Genomic DNA, 15,269 nt, shown 5'->3' with positions numbered 1-15,269 from the left:
GCTCCCGCCCACGAGGCGCACGCCACCTTGCCGCGTCGACCGCTTCGGGCCTGTGTCCCTTCTGCTTGTGCGTGTCCCGGGCCTCCCGCTTATGCGTGTTGCTGCACGTCGGCCGCCTCACACGCTGGCTGCGGCTTGTTTCCGTCTCGGCTCGCAAGCTGCCTTGCGCCACCACCCACGGCTTGTTAGTCGCCGTCGCCGGACGCCTCGCGCCTCACCTCCCCAATCAATGGTCACGCTGGCGTTCGCGACCTCCGCCTGCTGCCCCCTCGACTGTGCGCCGACCCCGCTTGCGGCTCGCCTGTGGCCCTGTGGGCGACTGCTGTCCGTTGCTCGCCTGCGGCTCCGTTGGCGGGCTTTCTGACGGCTCCCTGTCACACCTGCGCGCGGCTCGCCTGCCTCTTCGCCTCCGTCCTCATCTTCCCGGCGGCCTCTTCGCGGGTTGCTCGGCGTCCGGCGCGGCGCGAGGTCTCGTCCGGCCGGTCGTCCGGTTGATCCGCGGGGACGTGTGGGAGTCGCGGGCCTGAATCCGTAAGCTGGAGGCGTGCCCAGGATTCGAGCGGCCTCTGTGGCCGAGCACCGGACCATGCAGCGAGCGGCCCTGCTGGATGCCGCCAGATCGTTGCTGTCCGAGGGCGGGACCGAAGCACTCACCTTCCCCGCCCTCGCCCAGCGCACCGGTCTCGCGCGGTCCTCCGTGTACGAGTACTTCCGTTCCCGCGCCGCCGTCGTCGAGGAGCTGTGCGCTGTCGACTTCCCGGTGTGGGCCGCCGAGGTCGAATCGGCGATGCGCGAGGCGGAGACGCCGGAGGGGAAGGTCGAGGCGTACGTCCGTCGGCAGCTCGCGCTCGTGGGAGACCGTCGGCACCGTGCTGTCGCCGCGATCTCCGCGGGGGAGCTGGACGCGGGTGCCCGTGAACGCATCAGGGCCGCGCACGGCGGACTGATCACCATGGTCGTGGAGGCACTCGGTGCATTGGGCCACGAGCAGCCCCGCCTCGCGGCAATGCTCCTTCAAGGGGTCGTGGACGCAGGTGTCCGCCGCGTCGAGTTGGGGGCCGCCGAGGATCCCGAGCAGATCGCCGAGGCAGCCGTCTCCATGGCGTTGCGCGGGGTCTGCGGCTGACGCGGTTGCTCTGGGGCAGGAGTGTGCCGGTGGTCGGCGGCCACGGGGGATGCGCCGACCGTCCGACTGCCTCGCTGGCCTCTGTCGTGACCCTCGCGTTCTCTCCCGTCTCGACAACAACACTCGTGCCGACCGTCGCCTTCGTCCCGACACCCCCTTCGTCTCGACGGCCGTCGGCGTCCCGGTAGCCGCCGGTGGGCCCAGAGGCAGCAGAGCACCAGTGCTGCTGTCGCGCTCCAGGTGGCGGGGCCGCCCTGGCCGGCCCCGGGCCCGGCCACGGCAGCCGGAGCGGCGGCCAGAGGCGCTGCGGTGACGTCCTTCCCCCGCGCCTGCCCTTGCCCGCGCCGCACACCGGGGACGGGCACACCGAAGACCGGGAGCAGTCTGGAGCGGCCGCCCAGCAGGGATGCGGGCAACAGGGAGAGTGGGTCGAGATAGCGGTCGCCGCGGAGCAGACCCCAGTGCAGGCACGGCATGTGCGGACAGTGCTCACCCCGGACCAGCGTGCCGACCGTCTCACCGGCCTTCACCGCTTCGCCCTTGTGCACCGACGGCCGCACCGGCTGGTACGTCGTCCGCAGTGGGGGTTTCCCCGTACCCGCCAACTCGATCGAGACCACCCCGCTTCCGGCGACCTTCCCCGCGAAGGAGACCTTTCCGTCAGCCACCGCACGGACGGCTTGTCCGGGGCGCGCGGCGAGGTCGACCCCGCGGTGGCCCGGTGCCCACCGCTGCGGGGGCGGATCCCAGCCGCGGGGGACCCGTGGCCGCCGGGCCCCGTCCGTGCCCTCGACCGGCCAGTTGCGGCCCGGGGTGGCTCGGCCCGCATGGTCGGCCCCTCCCTCCTTCACCTTTTTGCTCCCCTTGCCCTCCGGTCCGTCCCGGGCGGGGACTCCCGCACCCGCGCGCGCGGGGTGAACATCGGGTGCGGGAGGTTCGAGGGCCCAGGCCGTGCCACCCGGCGAGGCGGTGACGCACAGCAGCCCCACGAGCAGCACTACGGCGAGGGCTGCGAGGGAGAAGCGGAGCAAGAAGGCCGCCCGCGAGCAGCGGAAGAGCCCTCCTGGCAGCCGCCGCAGCCGCAGCCGTTGCAAGAGGCAGGACAGCCGGAGGAGGGGAGCCGCTCGAAGAGCCCCGGTGGCCCCCTCGCCGGACGCCATGACGTCCTGAGCCGCCCGGTCGGCGAGGGGATCGGAGTCCTCGGCGGGCCGTCCCGCTCGTAGGCTGGTGCCTGCCCCCTCACCGGAGGGCCTGTGCCGTGTCATGGCAGAACCGTCGCGCGGATCGGCGGCCCGCAGGGATCATGGTCAGGATCTGTGGGTAACTCCGCAGTTGTGGACAACGCCGTCACCCGCGCGAGCGGTCACCCTCCGCACCGGCAGGCACCCGCGGCCCCCGCCCGGCGCGGCCCGCCTCAGCGGTCCCGTACACTGCTGGTGCGGCCCGGGTGACCGGGCTGACTTCGCACGCCCGCCACCCTCACCCGGTGGCCGCGCATCTCGGTCCCAGGACCAGTCGTCATACGACCTCCAGGGCGGCGCGTCAGGGCGTCAGGCAAGCGGGGGCATCCGCCTCCGCTGACGACAACCGAGTATTTCAAGGAGAACGGCCATGGCCGTCGTCACGATGCGGGAGCTGCTGGAGAGCGGCGTCCACTTCGGGCACCAGACCCGCCGCTGGAACCCGAAGATGAAGCGCTTCATCTTCACCGAGCGCAACGGCATCTACATCATCGACCTGCTCCAGTCGCTGTCGTACATCGACCGCGCCTACGAGTTCGTCAAGGAGACCGTCGCGCACGGCGGCTCCATCATGTTCGTCGGCACCAAGAAGCAGGCCCAGGAGGCCATCGCCGAGCAGGCCACCCGCGTGGGCATGCCCTACGTGAACCAGCGCTGGCTCGGCGGCATGCTGACCAACTTCTCGACCGTCTACAAGCGGCTGCAGCGCCTCAAGGAGCTGGAGCAGATCGACTTCGAGGACGTGGCCGCCTCCGGCCTGACCAAGAAGGAGCTGCTGGTCCTCTCCCGCGAGAAGGCGAAGCTGGAGAAGACCCTCGGCGGTATCCGCGAGATGCAGAAGGTGCCCAGCGCCGTCTGGATCGTGGACACCAAGAAGGAGCACATCGCCGTCGGTGAGGCGCGCAAGCTCAACATCCCGGTGGTGGCGATCCTCGACACCAACTGCGACCCCGACGAGGTCGACTACAAGATCCCGGGCAACGACGACGCGATCCGCTCCGTCACCCTGCTGACGCGCGTGATCGCCGACGCGGTCGCCGAGGGCCTCATCGCGCGTTCGTCGGGCGGCTCCGGCGAGGGCAAGAGCGAGAAGGCCGCCGGTGAACCGCTGGCCGAGTGGGAGCGCGACCTCCTGGAGGGTGAGAAGGCCGCCGAGAAGCCGGCCGCCGAGGCTGCTGCCGAGGCCGAGAAGCCGGCCGAGGCCCAGCCCGCCGCCGAGGCCGAGCAGGCCACCGAGGGCGAGCAGGTCGTCGAGGGCGAGCAGCCCGCGGCCGCTGCCGAGCAGGGCTGACCCACCGGTCCACGTGGATCATGTGGGCCCCTCGGGTCCACCGTAAGACGGCGGGGGCCGGGTGCCCCCGCCGTCCAGGCGTGACCTGGGCGGTCCGCCCGCGTGATCCAGATCCATTCTCATCGACTTTCCGGGAAGAGATTCACAGACCATGGCGAACTACACCGCCGCCGACGTCAAGAAGCTCCGGGAGCTGACCGGCGCCGGCATGATGGACTGCAAGAAGGCGCTGGACGAGGCCGAGGGCAACGTCGACAAGGCCGTCGAGGTCCTGCGCGTCAAGGGCCAGAAGGGCGTCGCCAAGCGCGAGAGCCGCACCGCCGAGAACGGCGCGGTCGTCGCCCGCATCTCCGACGACAGCACGGCCGGTGTCCTGGTCGAGCTGAAGTGCGAGACGGACTTCGTCGCCAAGGGTGACAAGTTCCTCGCCGTCGCCGAGTCCATCGCCCAGCACGTCGAGGCCACCTCCCCGGCCGACATCGACGCGCTGCTCGCCTCCGAGATCGAGGCCGGCAAGACTGTCCAGGCGTATGTCGACGAGGCCAACGCCACCCTCGGCGAGAAGATCGTGCTGGACCGCTTCGCGCAGTTCTCCGGCGCCTACGTGGGCTCCTACCTGCACCGCACGAGCCCGGACCTGCCCCCGCAGGTCGGCGTGCTGGTCGAGCTGGACTCCCCGAACGCCGACATCGCCAAGGACGTCGCGCAGCACATCGCCGCCTTCTCCCCGGCCTACCTGAACCGCGAGGACATCCCGGAGGAGACGGTCGCCAACGAGCGCCGCATCGCCGAGGAGACCGCGCGCGAGGAGGGCAAGCCGGAGCAGGCCCTGCCGAAGATCATCGAGGGTCGGGTGAACGGCTTCTTCAAGGAGAACACCCTCCTCGACCAGCCCTTCGCCAAGGACAACAAGAAGTCCGTGCAGAAGGTCCTGGAGGAGGCCGGTGTCTCGCTGAAGCGCTTCGCCCGCTTCCGCGTCGGCGCCTGAAAGGCCCGGTCCTGACGTAAGCCGCAGGCCGGTTCCGGCCCCCGCGCGCCTGGTGCACACCGGGTACCGCAACGGAACCGGCGCGGGCCCGATAGGGTCGGGCACAGGGCAGTTGTGACGAGGAGGCCATTGCCGCAGAGGGAACCGCGAGGGTCCGACGGCAGTGGCCTCTTTCGTATGTGCACGAGGAGATCTCCATGACCTGCAATGACACCGGCAAAGACAGTGACAGCCGCCGGCGCTTCCTGCTGAAGCTGTCCGGCGAGGCGTTCGCCGGGGGCGGTGGCCTCGGTGTCGACCCCGACGTCGTGCACAAGGTGGCACGGGAGATCGCCTCGGTCGTCCGGGACGACGGCGCCGAGATCGCCGTCGTCATCGGCGGCGGCAACTTCTTCCGCGGCGCCGAACTGCAGCAGCGCGGTATGGACCGGGCCCGCTCCGACTACATGGGCATGCTGGGCACGGTCATGAACTGCCTCGCGCTCCAGGACTTCCTGGAGAAGGAGGGCATCGACTCACGCGTCCAGACCGCCATCACCATGGGGCAGGTCGCCGAGCCCTACATTCCGCTGCGCGCCATCCGGCACCTGGAGAAGGGGCGCGTCGTCATCTTCGGCGCGGGCATGGGCATGCCGTACTTCTCCACCGACACCACCGCGGCCCAGCGTGCGCTGGAGATCAACGCCGAGGTGATGCTGATGGGCAAGAACGGCGTGGACGGGGTCTACGACTCCGACCCGCGGAGCAACCCGGCGGCAGTGAAGTTCGACGCGCTCGAGTACGGCGAGGTCATCACGCGTGACCTGAAGGTCGCCGACGCGACCGCGATCACGCTCTGCCGGGACAACAAGTTGCCGATCCTCGTCTTCGAGCTCCTCGTCGAAGGCAATATCGCCCGTGCCGTCAAGGGTGAGAAGATCGGCACCCTGGTGAGCAACCAGGGCACCCGGGGCTGACCTGTCCCGCCTCCGGCCCGGACCCTGCGGCCCGGCGTCGGTGCGTACCGGGTGGCGGTGCGTGTCGGCGGCGGCGTGTGCCGCTGGCGGGCCGTCGGCGGCGCGGACCGGCAGGGTGGTACCGGCCGACGGGTGGCGCGGGCCGGTGCGGTGTATGCGGACGTGGGCCGGTGCGTTCGCGGCGGACCCCGGCAACACCGGGGCGCTCGAACAGCCCGGTACGGGGATGGACAACAGCCTGCCGGTCGGACACCGTGCAGGCATCAGTGCACTGCGGGGGCCGGGGCGGCCCGCGGGGCGGCCGACAGCTCATAGCCCCGGATGAAGCAGTCAGGCTCATTCATCGAACCAGGAGCACGTGGTGATCGAAGAGACCCTCCTCGAAGCCGAGGAAAAGATGGAGAAGGCGGTCGTCGTCGCCAAGGAGGACTTCGCCGCTATCCGCACCGGCCGTGCGCACCCGGCGATGTTCAACAAGATCGTGGCGGAGTACTACGGCACGATGACGCCGATCAACCAGTTGGCGTCCTTCTCCGTTCCGGAGCCCCGGATGGCGGTGGTGACCCCGTTCGACAAGAGCTCGCTGCGCAACATCGAACAGGCCATCCGCGACTCGGACCTGGGCGTCAACCCGTCGAACGACGGCCACATCATCCGGGTGACCTTCCCCGAGCTGACCGAGGAGCGGCGCCGAGAGTACATCAAGGTCGCCAAGAACAAGGGTGAGGACGCCAAGATCTCGATCCGCAGCGTCCGGCGCAAGGCCAAGGAGACCATCGACAAGGCCGTCAAGGACGGCGAGGTGGGCGAGGACGAGGGCCGCAGGGGCGAGAAGGAGCTCGACGACACCACCGCCAAGTACGTCGGTCAGGTGGACGAGCTGCTCAAGCACAAGGAGGCCGAGCTGCTCGAAGTCTGAGGTCCCCGTCTCAAGGTCCGAGGTCGAAGGCTGCTATTTGTGAACGACTCATCCTGGGGAGCCGCGCAACCGCACACGGGGTACCGGGGCCCTGGCGAGCAGGGGCCCGCAGCCCCGGCTGCGATGCCCCGCCCGGGCGATGGTCATCTCTCCATGCGCGACGTGAGCGTCCCCGTGCACGATGCGGGGGGCGATGCGTCGCAGACTCGGCGTATGCCCATTGTGTCCGACCCCGGGGGCCCCGGTGATGCGGGAGAAGGCCCCGAAGGCCGCCGCCCTGAAGGCGCCGGCTTCCCAGGCCCGGCCGACCCTCCGGACGGTACGCCGCCGCACGGCCAGGACCGGCCGCGCGCGGAACCCCCGCCGCGGCCGCAGCATCCGGAGGCTGCACCCCCGGCTCCACCGCCAGGCGCCCCGTCGTCCCCCGCGCCCGCTCCGGCCGCGGGGGAGGGCAAGAAGCGCGCCGGACGGGATCTGCGGGCCGCGATAGGGGTCGGCCTCGGCCTGGGCGTGGTCATCCTGGCCTCGCTCTTCGTCTACAAACCGGTCTTCCTCGGCGTCATCGTCGTCGCTGTCGTCGTCGGACTGTGGGAGCTGACCTCGCGGCTGAAGGAACGCAAGGACATCAGCGCGCCCCTGGTGCCGCTGGCAGTGGGCGGCGCCGCGATGACGGTGGCCGGGTATCTGCGCGGTGCCGAGGGCGCCTGGGTCGCGATGGCGCTCACGGCGCTCGCCGTTCTCGTGTGGCGCATGGCCCAGCCACCGGCCGACTATCTGCGGGACGTGACGGCGGGCCTGTTCGCGGCCTTCTACGTGCCGTTCCTCGCCACTTTCGTCGCCCTCATGCTCGCGGCCGACGACGGCCCCCGACGGGTGCTGACGTTCCTGATCCTCACCGTCGTCAGCGACACCGGTGCCTACGCCGTGGGCTGGCGGTTCGGGCGGCACAAGCTGGCCCCTCGGATCAGTCCCGGCAAGACCAGGGAGGGACTGATCGGTGCGGTGACGTTCGCCATGGTGGCGGGCGCACTGTGCTCCCAGTTCCTGATCGACGACGGCGTCTGGTGGCAGGGGCTGTTGCTGGGGCTGGCTGTCGCGGTCAGCGCCACCCTGGGCGACCTGGGCGAGTCGATGATGAAGCGTGACCTGGGCATCAAGGACATGGGCACACTGCTGCCGGGACACGGCGGCATCATGGACCGCCTCGACTCCCTGCTGCCGACGGCGCCCGTGGTCTGGCTGCTGCTGGTGATCTTCGTCGGAGCCGGCTGACCTGGTGCGGCCCGGCCCCGCGTACGGCGCATGACCCAGGCGGACCACCCTTCCGCGCAGCCTCTCGGCCCTCCTGACCCGCACGCCCGTGCCAGCGCCTTCCTGCCCTCGGCTGCCACAGCCCCCGCACACCCACGCACGGGCGAAGGCCCGCCCGTGCGTCTGCGACACTTGATTCGTTATGCCTGCACCCGGAGAACTCACGTTCGTCGCTCCGCGCGGAGTCAAGAAGCCGCCGCGGCACCTCGCCGACCTCAGCCCCGCCGAGCGGCGGGAGGCCGTTGCCGCCGCGGGGGAGAAGCCGTTCCGCGCCAAGCAGCTCTCCCAGCACTACTTCGCGCGCCTGGAGCACCGCCCGGAGCGGTGGACGGACATTCCCGCCGCCGCCCGCGAGAAGCTGGCCGGCGAGCTGCTGCCCGACCTGATGAGCGTGGTGCGGCACATCAGCTGTGACGACGACACCACCCGCAAGACGCTGTGGAAGCTGCACGACGGGACGCTGGTGGAGTCCGTCCTGATGCGGTATCCGGACCGGGTCACCATGTGCATCAGCTCGCAGGCGGGCTGCGGGATGAACTGCCCGTTCTGCGCCACCGGCCAGGCGGGTCTGGACCGGAACCTGTCCACCGCCGAGATCGTGCATCAGATCGTCGACGGGATGCGCGCGCTGCGTGACGGGGAGGTGCCGGGCGGGCCGGCGCGGCTGTCCAACATCGTGTTCATGGGCATGGGCGAGCCGCTGGCCAACTACAAGCGGGTCGTCGGGGCCATCCGCCGGCTGACCGACCCGGAGCCCGACGGGCTGGGTCTCTCGCAGCGGGGCATCACCGTATCGACCGTGGGCCTGGTGCCGGCCATGCTGCGCTTCGCGGACGAGGGCTTCAAGTGCCGCCTCGCTCTCTCGCTGCACGCCCCCGACGACGAGTTGCGCGACACCCTGGTGCCGGTCAACACCCGCTGGAAGGTCCGGGAGGTGCTGGACGCGGCCTGGGAGTACGCGGCCAAGTCCGGGCGGCGGGTCTCCATCGAGTACGCGCTGATCAAGGACATCAACGACCAGGCGTGGCGGGCGGATCTCCTCGGCAAGCTGCTCAAGGGCAAGCGGGTGCACGTCAACCTCATCCCGCTCAACCCGACGCCGGGCTCCAAGTGGACGGCCTCGCGCCCCGAGGACGAGGCGGAGTTCGTACGGACGCTGGAATCGCACGGTGTGCCGGTGACCGTGCGGGACACCCGGGGACAGGAGATCGACGGGGCATGCGGCCAGCTCGCGGCGACCGAACGCTGAGGCCCGACTGGTAGTGTTCGAGCGGGCTGTGCCGGTACCGACCGTACGGCCTTGACAACCGAACAGCCGACAGGGGAGCGCTCACAGCGCTGAGAGTGCGGCCGTACGACCCGTACGTGTCGCAGACCCTCGAACCTCGCCCGGGTCATGCCGGGTAGGAAGTCGATGCCTTGATGAATACGCATGTGCGGCGCTGCGCCGCTGCCGCCACCTCGGTCCTCACCCTCGCTGTGCTGGCCACCGCCTGCGGCGGCTCGGGAAGCGGCGGGGACGCCAAGACGGTCACACTCGTCACCCACGACTCCTTCGCCGCATCGAAGCCCGTCCTTGCGGACTTCACCAAGAAGACGGGCTACAAGGTCAAGGTGTTGCGCGGGGGCGACGCGGGAGCCGCCGTCAACCAGGCGGTCCTCAACAAGGGCAACCCGCAGGGCGACGTCTTCTTCGGCGTCGACAACACCCTCCTCTCCCGCCCCCTCGACAAGGGCGTCTTCGCCCCGTACAAGGCCAAGGGACTGGACAAGGTGCCCGAACGTTTCCAGGCCGACCCGGCCCGGCATCGCGTCACGCCTGTCGACACCGGCGAGGTCTGCGTCAACTACGACCGCAAGTGGTTCGCCGACAAGAAGCTCGACCCGCCGCGCACGCTGGGCGACCTGGCCCGGCCCCGCTACAAGAACCTTCTGGTGACCGAGGACGCCGGTGCCTCCTCGCCCGGACTGGCCTTCGTCCTGGCGAGCGTCGCCGAGTACGGCGAGAAGGGCTGGCAGGGCTACTGGAAGAAGCTGCGCGCCAACGGCGTGGAGGTCGTCGACGGGTGGGAGCAAGCCTACAACGACCGCTTCACCGGGTCCCGCGGCGGCAAGGGCAAGGGCGACAAGCCGCTGGTCGTCTCCTATGCCTCCAGCCCGCCCGTCGAGGTGCAGGGCGACAAGAACCCGCCCGAGAAGGCCCCCACCGGCGTCGCCAAGGGGACGTGTTTCCGGCAGAACGAGTACGCAGGGCTGCTCGACGGAGCCAAGAACACCAAGGGCGGCAAGGCGCTGCTGGACTTCCTGCTGACCAAGCGGTTCCAGGAGGACCTGCCGTTGCAGATGTTCGTCAGCCCGGTCCGGGAGGACGCCGCTCTTCCCGAACTGTTCACCAAGTACGGCGAGACCGTCGAGGACCCTGCCACCCTGCCGCCCAAGAAGATCACCGACAACCGTGAGCGCTGGATCAAGACATGGACCTCGCTCGCCGTGAAATAGCCGCCGGCAGGGCCGCCGACCCTGCCGGACCGGGCCCCGCGCCCCGTGCCTCCGTCCGCGCCCGCAACCGGGGCACCTGGGCGCGGCTCGCGCTGATGGCCGTCCCGGTGGCGTTCTTCGCCGTCTTCTTCGGCTACCCGGTCGCCGCCATCGTGGGGCGTGGACTGCGCGCGGGCGGCCAGTGGCACCTGGAACGCGTCGGACAGGTCCTCGGCGACCCGGACACCCTCCGGGTGCTCTGGTTCACCGTGTGGCAGGCCGCCGCCTCCACGGCGCTCACTCTTGCCCTCGCCCTGCCCGCCGCCTGGGTCTTCGCGCGGCTCGACTTCCCTGGTAAACGGCTGCTGCGCGCGGTGGTGACCGTGCCGTTCGTTCTGCCGACCGTGGTCATCGGCTCCGCCGTCCTGGCGCTCGCCGGGCGCGGCGGCGTCCTGGACGGGTGGCTCGGGGTGCGGCTGGACACCGGTGTGTGGGCGATCCTGCTGGCGCACGTGCTCCTCAACTTCGCGGTCGTCGTCCGTACGGTCGGCGGTTTCTGGTCCCAGTTGGACCCGCGTCAGGAGGAGGCGGCGCGGATGCTGGGAGCCGGCCGCCTCGCCGCCTGGCGCCGGGTCACCCTCCCCGCGCTGGCCCCCTCGGCGGGAGCCGCCGCGCTGATCGTGTTCCTGTTCACCTTCACCAGCTTCGGCGTCATCCAGGTCGTGGGCGGACCGCGTTTCGCCACGCTGGAAGTGGAGATCTACCGCCAGACGGCCACTCTGCTGGACCTGCCGGTGGCGGCTGTGCTCACCCTGCTCCAGTTCACCGCGGTGGCCGCCCTGCTGGCGGTGCACGCCTGGTCGCTGCGGAAGCGGGAGACAGCACTGGCACTCGTCCCGGCGGAGCGCACCGCGCACCGCCCCACGGGCGCGGGACAGTGGACCGTACTGTGCTGCGTACTGGGCATGATCGTTTCGCTCACTGTCGTGCCGCTCCTGGTACTGGTGCTGCGGGCCTTCGACGGGCCGGACGGATACGGGCTCACCTTTTTCCGCGCTCTGGGCGAGCAGTCCGACAGTGCCACCTTCGTCGTCGCGCCGGTGGAGGCCGTCGGCAACTCCCTTGCGTACGCGGCGGTGGCGACGGTCATCGCCCTGGTGGTCGGTGGCCTGGCAGCAGCAGCGCTCACCGGCCGTCGTCGGACGGACGGCGCGCCGTCCCTTGCCGAGCGGCTGGTGCGCGGGTTCGACGCACTCCTGATGCTCCCCCTGGGCACCTCCGCCGTCACGGTCGGCTTCGGCTTCCTCATCGCCCTGGACGAGCCCCCGCTCGATCTGCGCTCCAGCTGGCTCCTGGTGCCGCTGGCTCAGGCACTGGTGGGCGTGCCCTTCGTCATCCGCACGATGCTGCCCGTCCTGCGCGCCGTGGACAGCCGACTGCGCGAGGCGGCCGCCGTGCTGGGCGCTTCACCGCTGCGCGCCTGGCGGGAGGTCGACTTTCCGCTGGTACGTCGAGCGCTGCTGGTCGCCGCTGGATTCGCGTTCGCGGTCTCCCTGGGCGAGTTCGGCGCCACCGTGTTCATCGCCCGCCCCGACACCCCGACGCTGCCGGTGGCGGTGGCCCGGCTGCTGGGCCGCGCGGGGGAGACCAACTACGGCCAGGCCATGGCACTCAGCACCATTTTGATGCTCGTCTGCGCGGCTGTGCTGTTCGCGCTGGAGCGCGTGCGCACCGACAGCCGGGGAGAGCTGTGAACACCGAGGAGCAGGGAGAGTCGGGCATGCTGCGACTGGACGGCGTGACCGTACGCTTCGGCACCCGCACGGCGCTGGACGCCGTCGACCTGGAAGTCGCCGAACACGAGACGGTGTGCGTCCTGGGGCCCAGCGGCAGCGGGAAATCGACCCTCCTGCGTGTCGTCGCCGGGCTCCAGCAGGCCGACTCCGGGCGCGTGCTGCTGTCCGGACAGGACCAGGGTGGCGTACCGCCGCACAAGCGGGGCGTCGGCCTGATGTTCCAGGACCACCAGCTCTTCCCGCAGCGGGACGTCGCAGGGAACGTCGCCTTCGGCCTCCGGATGCACCGCACGGGCCGCGTCGAGACGGAGCGCCGTGTCACAGAACTGCTGGAACTGGTCGGGCTGCCCGAGGCCGGACGCCGTGCAGTGACCGCGCTGTCCGGCGGCGAGCAGCAGCGGGTGGCGCTGGCGCGGGCACTGGCGCCCGCCCCGAAGCTGCTGATGCTGGACGAGCCCCTGGGACAGCTCGACCGCGGACTGCGTGAACGCCTCGTCGTCGAACTGCGCTCCCTCTTCCGCCGGCTGGGCACCACGGTGCTCGCCGTCACGCACGACCACGGGGAAGCGTTCGCGCTGGCCGACCGGGTCGTCGTCATGCGGGACGGCCGCATCGCGCAGGCCGGCACCCCGCTGGAGGTCTGGCAGCGTCCCGCCTCCCCGTTCGTTGCCCGGTTCCTCGGCTTCGACAACATCACCCCCGCCACCGTCCACGGTGAGACCGCCGACACCGCCTGGGGGAAGCTCGCCGTACCCGAGGGCACCCCGCAGGGCAGCACGTCGCTGCTCGTACGTCCCGGAGGGGTACTGCTGCGGAAGCCGGAGGAGGGGGTGCGCTGCACGGTGGCGGCCCGCACGTTCCGTGGCGGCGACTCCTCGACGGTCACCCTGCTGCTGCGCCCTGCCGACGGGCCGCCCCTGGAGGCCGCCTGCACACTGCGGGACGCGCCGGAAGAGGGGGCACAGGTGGGTGCGGTCTTCGACCCGAAGGAGACGGTCACCCTCGACGGCAGGGAGGACGACCAGGCCGGGCCCGCACCGGACGCGGACGGGCTTCACGGGCGGGGCGCGTCCGAGGGCGGCTGACGTTCCGCACCGGGCCGCCCGCATTTCGCGTGTCGCTTCTGCCGTTGCGGCGCCCCGATCCCGTGCTGCTCCAGGATCACCGGTGCGGCAGCGCCGCCGGGAGGCCGGCCGCCAGCGCCAGGACGGCGAACACGCCGACCGTGGTGGCCGCCCGCAGCAGTGCCGCCCCGCGTGCCAGCTTCCGGTCCGCTCCGAGCTGCTGCAACAGCTCCGCACGAGGGGCGCGGGAGCGGCGGACGCGGGTGAGGGCCGCCAGCGCCGCTCCTGCCGCGCAGGCCGCCACCAACGCCGCGGCCAGGGCCCCGAGCGGTCCCGGGCCCGGCACGCCCTCCCCGGTGAGCTGCGCACGGGCGATCACCAGCAGGGCGGCGGCCAGCACACTCAGCGTCGCCAGTGGCCGCCCCGTCCATCCGGCTTCCCGCTCCAGCGCGCGCCCGGCCAGCAGCCGTGCTGCACCTGGACGGCCTGCGGCCAGCATCCGCCCGCACAGCGCCGCCAGCGCGGGCCCGGTGACGATCAGGCCGAGCGCCGCGAGCAGCCAGCCCGCGGCCAGGGGCGAGGCCGCCACATCCGCCGCCCGCGGCCTGCTCGGGTGCGCGAAGCCGTGTCCCGGGGCGTGACGTGCCGCGTAACCGGCCAGCAGCAGTCCTGCGACGATCAGCAGGGCGCCCGCAGCGAGCCCTCCGGTGCCGGTGCCGCGTACGGGTCGGGAGGGCTCGTGCGCTCCGTACGGTGCGTGCGGCGCAGCCGTGGTGCCCGGCGCCGGGCCGGTGGCGACGGTGCGGTGTGTGCCCCAGGCGGCGGCCAGGGCGGCGACCAGCGGAAGGGTGCTCAACAGGGTCAGCGCGGCGGCTGTCGGCAGGGGCTGCCCGGGGAGGAGCGGCCCTGCCGTGGTGCTGGCCGGCCCTCCCTCGCCGCGGCCCGGTCCTGCCGTGACCAGCAGTGCCAGCGCGCCGCCCACCACGCAGGGGAGCGCGGCGGTGCGGGCGGCCAGCAGGGGGAGCCGCGCGGGTCCCAGCCCGGCGGCGTCGAGTCCGGCGCGGGTCCAGGGGCTCGGCTCGGTCCGTCCGAGGGCGGCCGCGAGCTGCGCGGTGACCGCCAGCGGGACCAGGCACCACAGCAGTCCGAGAAGGGAGCCGTCGGGATGCCGGGGATGCTCCAGCGCGTGCGAGAGCGCGCTCAGCAGCAGCAGCCCGACACCCGCCGAGGCGCACAGGAGCAGCAGTCTCAGCAGCAGCGCCAGCGGCGCCGCTGCCAGCGTCAGACGGAGAGTGAGCACGCTGCCGTGCCCTCCGGTTCGGCGGGGGCGGTCGGGTTCGCGGCCGCGGGGGTGGGCGCCCGGCGCCCGTCCGCCAGGGTCACGAGGCGGTCCGCCAGCGCGGCACCGGTCGCGTCCGCGGTGCGTGCCGCCCGGGTGAGCGTCAGATCGTGGGTGGCCAGCACGACGGTGATGCCGTGCGAGCGGGCGGCGGCGCTCAGCGTGCGCAGCACCTGTGCGCGGTCGGTGCGGTGCAGCGGAGCGGTGGGCTCGTCGGCGAAGAGGACCGCGGGGGAGTGCACGAGGGCACGGGCGACGGCGACGCGCTGCCGCTGGGACTGGTCCAGTGCGGCGGGCCGCCTGCGGGCGCAGTCGCCCACGTCCAGCCGCGCCAGCCAGGCGCAGGCCTCCTTGCGGGCCGCGCGGTATCCGTTGCCGTGCAGCAGCAGCGGGAGCGCGGCGTTCTCCCAGGCGGTCAGCTCGGGCACCAGGCGGGGGCTGCTGTCGATCCACCCGAACCGGTGCAGTCGGAGCCGCTCCCGGGCCGCGCGCCCCAGTGTGTGCACCGGAGCGCTGTTGAACCAGACCTCTCCCTGCGCGGGCAGTGTCTGTCCGGACAGACAGCGCAGCAGGGTGGTCTTCCCGCTGCCCCGCGGCCCGGTGACGGCGACGATCTCGCCCTCCCGGATGCCGAAGGAGAGGCCCTGCAGGGCGGGCGAGCCGTCGTAGGCGTAGTGCAGTCCGCGCGCCCAGAGCACGTCGTCCGGCGGGGCGGCCATGTGGGCACCTCCACTCAACATCGTGAACCGTCGTTCCCTCT

General features: G+C 71.7%; 13 protein-coding genes. 10 read left to right on the top strand and 3 right to left on the bottom strand.

Features of this window, described 5'->3' with window-relative positions; genetic code table 11:
• Positions 1 to 586 precede the first annotated feature (586 nt).
• A complete protein-coding gene (locus tag H297_RS0100145; RefSeq protein ID WP_037792605.1) occupies positions 587 to 1,126 on the top strand; it encodes a TetR/AcrR family transcriptional regulator in 540 nt (179 codons plus the stop codon).
• Here H297_RS0100145 and H297_RS40935 read toward each other — a convergent pair.
• Positions 1,015 to 2,286: a M23 family metallopeptidase gene (locus H297_RS40935; protein ID WP_078513638.1), complete on the bottom strand. Its 1,272-nt coding sequence runs from the start codon at positions 2,284 to 2,286 to the stop codon at positions 1,015 to 1,017. The genes H297_RS0100145 and H297_RS40935 overlap by 112 nt on opposite strands.
• A gap of 451 nt (positions 2,287 to 2,737) precedes the next feature.
• Here H297_RS40935 and rpsB point away from each other — a divergent pair, with 451 nt between their 5' ends.
• From rpsB to H297_RS33665, 9 genes are all read left to right on the top strand, one after another.
• Positions 2,738 to 3,658: a 30S ribosomal protein S2 gene (gene rpsB, locus H297_RS0100140; RefSeq protein ID WP_027735384.1), complete on the top strand. Its 921-nt coding sequence runs from the start codon at positions 2,738 to 2,740 to the stop codon at positions 3,656 to 3,658.
• Between the two features lie 151 nt (positions 3,659 to 3,809).
• Entirely contained in the window at positions 3,810 to 4,646 is an 837-nt protein-coding gene (gene tsf, locus H297_RS0100135) for a translation elongation factor Ts (protein WP_027735383.1), read from the top strand.
• 197 nt (positions 4,647 to 4,843) lie between these two features.
• Positions 4,844 to 5,602: a UMP kinase gene (pyrH, locus tag H297_RS0100130; RefSeq protein WP_051351371.1), complete on the top strand. Its 759-nt coding sequence runs from the start codon at positions 4,844 to 4,846 to the stop codon at positions 5,600 to 5,602.
• Positions 5,603 to 5,963: 361 nt separating this feature from the next.
• Positions 5,964 to 6,521 carry a ribosome recycling factor gene (frr, locus tag H297_RS0100125; protein WP_027735381.1) on the top strand — a complete coding sequence of 186 codons (558 nt, stop codon included), beginning with the start codon at positions 5,964 to 5,966 and terminating at the stop codon, positions 6,519 to 6,521.
• Between the two features lie 39 nt (positions 6,522 to 6,560).
• Positions 6,561 to 7,793 carry a phosphatidate cytidylyltransferase gene (locus tag H297_RS40930; RefSeq protein ID WP_078513637.1) on the top strand — a complete coding sequence of 411 codons (1,233 nt, stop codon included), beginning with the start codon at positions 6,561 to 6,563 and terminating at the stop codon, positions 7,791 to 7,793.
• Positions 7,794 to 7,974: 181 nt separating this feature from the next.
• Positions 7,975 to 9,081 carry a dual-specificity RNA methyltransferase RlmN gene (gene rlmN / locus H297_RS0100115; RefSeq protein WP_027735379.1) on the top strand — a complete coding sequence of 369 codons (1,107 nt, stop codon included), beginning with the start codon at positions 7,975 to 7,977 and terminating at the stop codon, positions 9,079 to 9,081.
• 173 nt (positions 9,082 to 9,254) lie between these two features.
• On the top strand, positions 9,255 to 10,331 hold the full coding sequence (locus tag H297_RS0100110; protein ID WP_027735378.1) for a thiamine ABC transporter substrate-binding protein: 1,077 nt from the start codon (positions 9,255 to 9,257) through the stop codon (positions 10,329 to 10,331).
• Positions 10,307 to 12,064, top strand: coding sequence for an ABC transporter permease (locus H297_RS0100105; RefSeq protein ID WP_078513636.1), 1,758 nt, complete (start codon positions 10,307 to 10,309; stop codon positions 12,062 to 12,064). The genes H297_RS0100110 and H297_RS0100105 overlap by 25 nt, the downstream gene beginning before the upstream one ends.
• Before the next feature lie 26 nt (positions 12,065 to 12,090).
• Entirely contained in the window at positions 12,091 to 13,191 is a 1,101-nt protein-coding gene (locus H297_RS33665) for an ABC transporter ATP-binding protein (RefSeq protein ID WP_078513720.1), read from the top strand.
• Between the two features lie 76 nt (positions 13,192 to 13,267).
• Here the strand turns inward: H297_RS33665 and H297_RS0100095 are convergent, their stop codons facing one another.
• Both H297_RS0100095 and H297_RS0100090 read right to left on the bottom strand, forming a co-directional pair.
• A complete protein-coding gene (locus tag H297_RS0100095) occupies positions 13,268 to 14,470 on the bottom strand; it encodes a hypothetical protein (protein ID WP_027735376.1) in 1,203 nt (400 codons plus the stop codon).
• Positions 14,452 to 15,228 (bottom strand): ATP-binding cassette domain-containing protein, encoded by a 777-nt coding sequence (locus H297_RS0100090; RefSeq protein ID WP_027735375.1) that lies wholly within the window; start codon positions 15,226 to 15,228, stop codon positions 14,452 to 14,454. The genes H297_RS0100095 and H297_RS0100090 overlap by 19 nt, the downstream gene beginning before the upstream one ends.
• Between the last annotated feature and the right edge of the window lie 41 nt (positions 15,229 to 15,269).

This window comes from Streptomyces sp. CNT360 (genome assembly GCF_000424785.1).
This window is presented reverse-complemented; position numbering and strand designations above follow the sequence as displayed.

Excerpts from the sequence above, each read along its gene's own strand:
- tsf (WP_027735383.1), top strand. The coding sequence starts at position 3,810 with ATGGCGAACTACACCGCCGCCGACGTCAAGAAGCTCCGGGAGCTGACC.
- rpsB (WP_027735384.1), top strand. The coding sequence starts at position 2,738 with ATGGCCGTCGTCACGATGCGGGAGCTGCTGGAGAGCGGCGTCCACTTC.
- H297_RS0100145 (WP_037792605.1), top strand. The coding sequence starts at position 587 with ATGCAGCGAGCGGCCCTGCTGGATGCCGCCAGATCGTTGCTGTCCGAG.
- pyrH (WP_051351371.1), top strand. The coding sequence starts at position 4,844 with ATGACCTGCAATGACACCGGCAAAGACAGTGACAGCCGCCGGCGCTTC.
- H297_RS33665 (WP_078513720.1), top strand. The coding sequence starts at position 12,091 with ATGCTGCGACTGGACGGCGTGACCGTACGCTTCGGCACCCGCACGGCG.
- rlmN (WP_027735379.1), top strand. The coding sequence starts at position 7,975 with ATGCCTGCACCCGGAGAACTCACGTTCGTCGCTCCGCGCGGAGTCAAG.
- H297_RS0100110 (WP_027735378.1), top strand. The coding sequence starts at position 9,255 with ATGAATACGCATGTGCGGCGCTGCGCCGCTGCCGCCACCTCGGTCCTC.
- H297_RS0100105 (WP_078513636.1), top strand. The coding sequence starts at position 10,307 with ATGGACCTCGCTCGCCGTGAAATAGCCGCCGGCAGGGCCGCCGACCCT.
- H297_RS40935 (WP_078513638.1), bottom strand. The coding sequence starts at position 2,286 with ATGGCGTCCGGCGAGGGGGCCACCGGGGCTCTTCGAGCGGCTCCCCTC.
- H297_RS0100090 (WP_027735375.1), bottom strand. The coding sequence starts at position 15,228 with ATGGCCGCCCCGCCGGACGACGTGCTCTGGGCGCGCGGACTGCACTAC.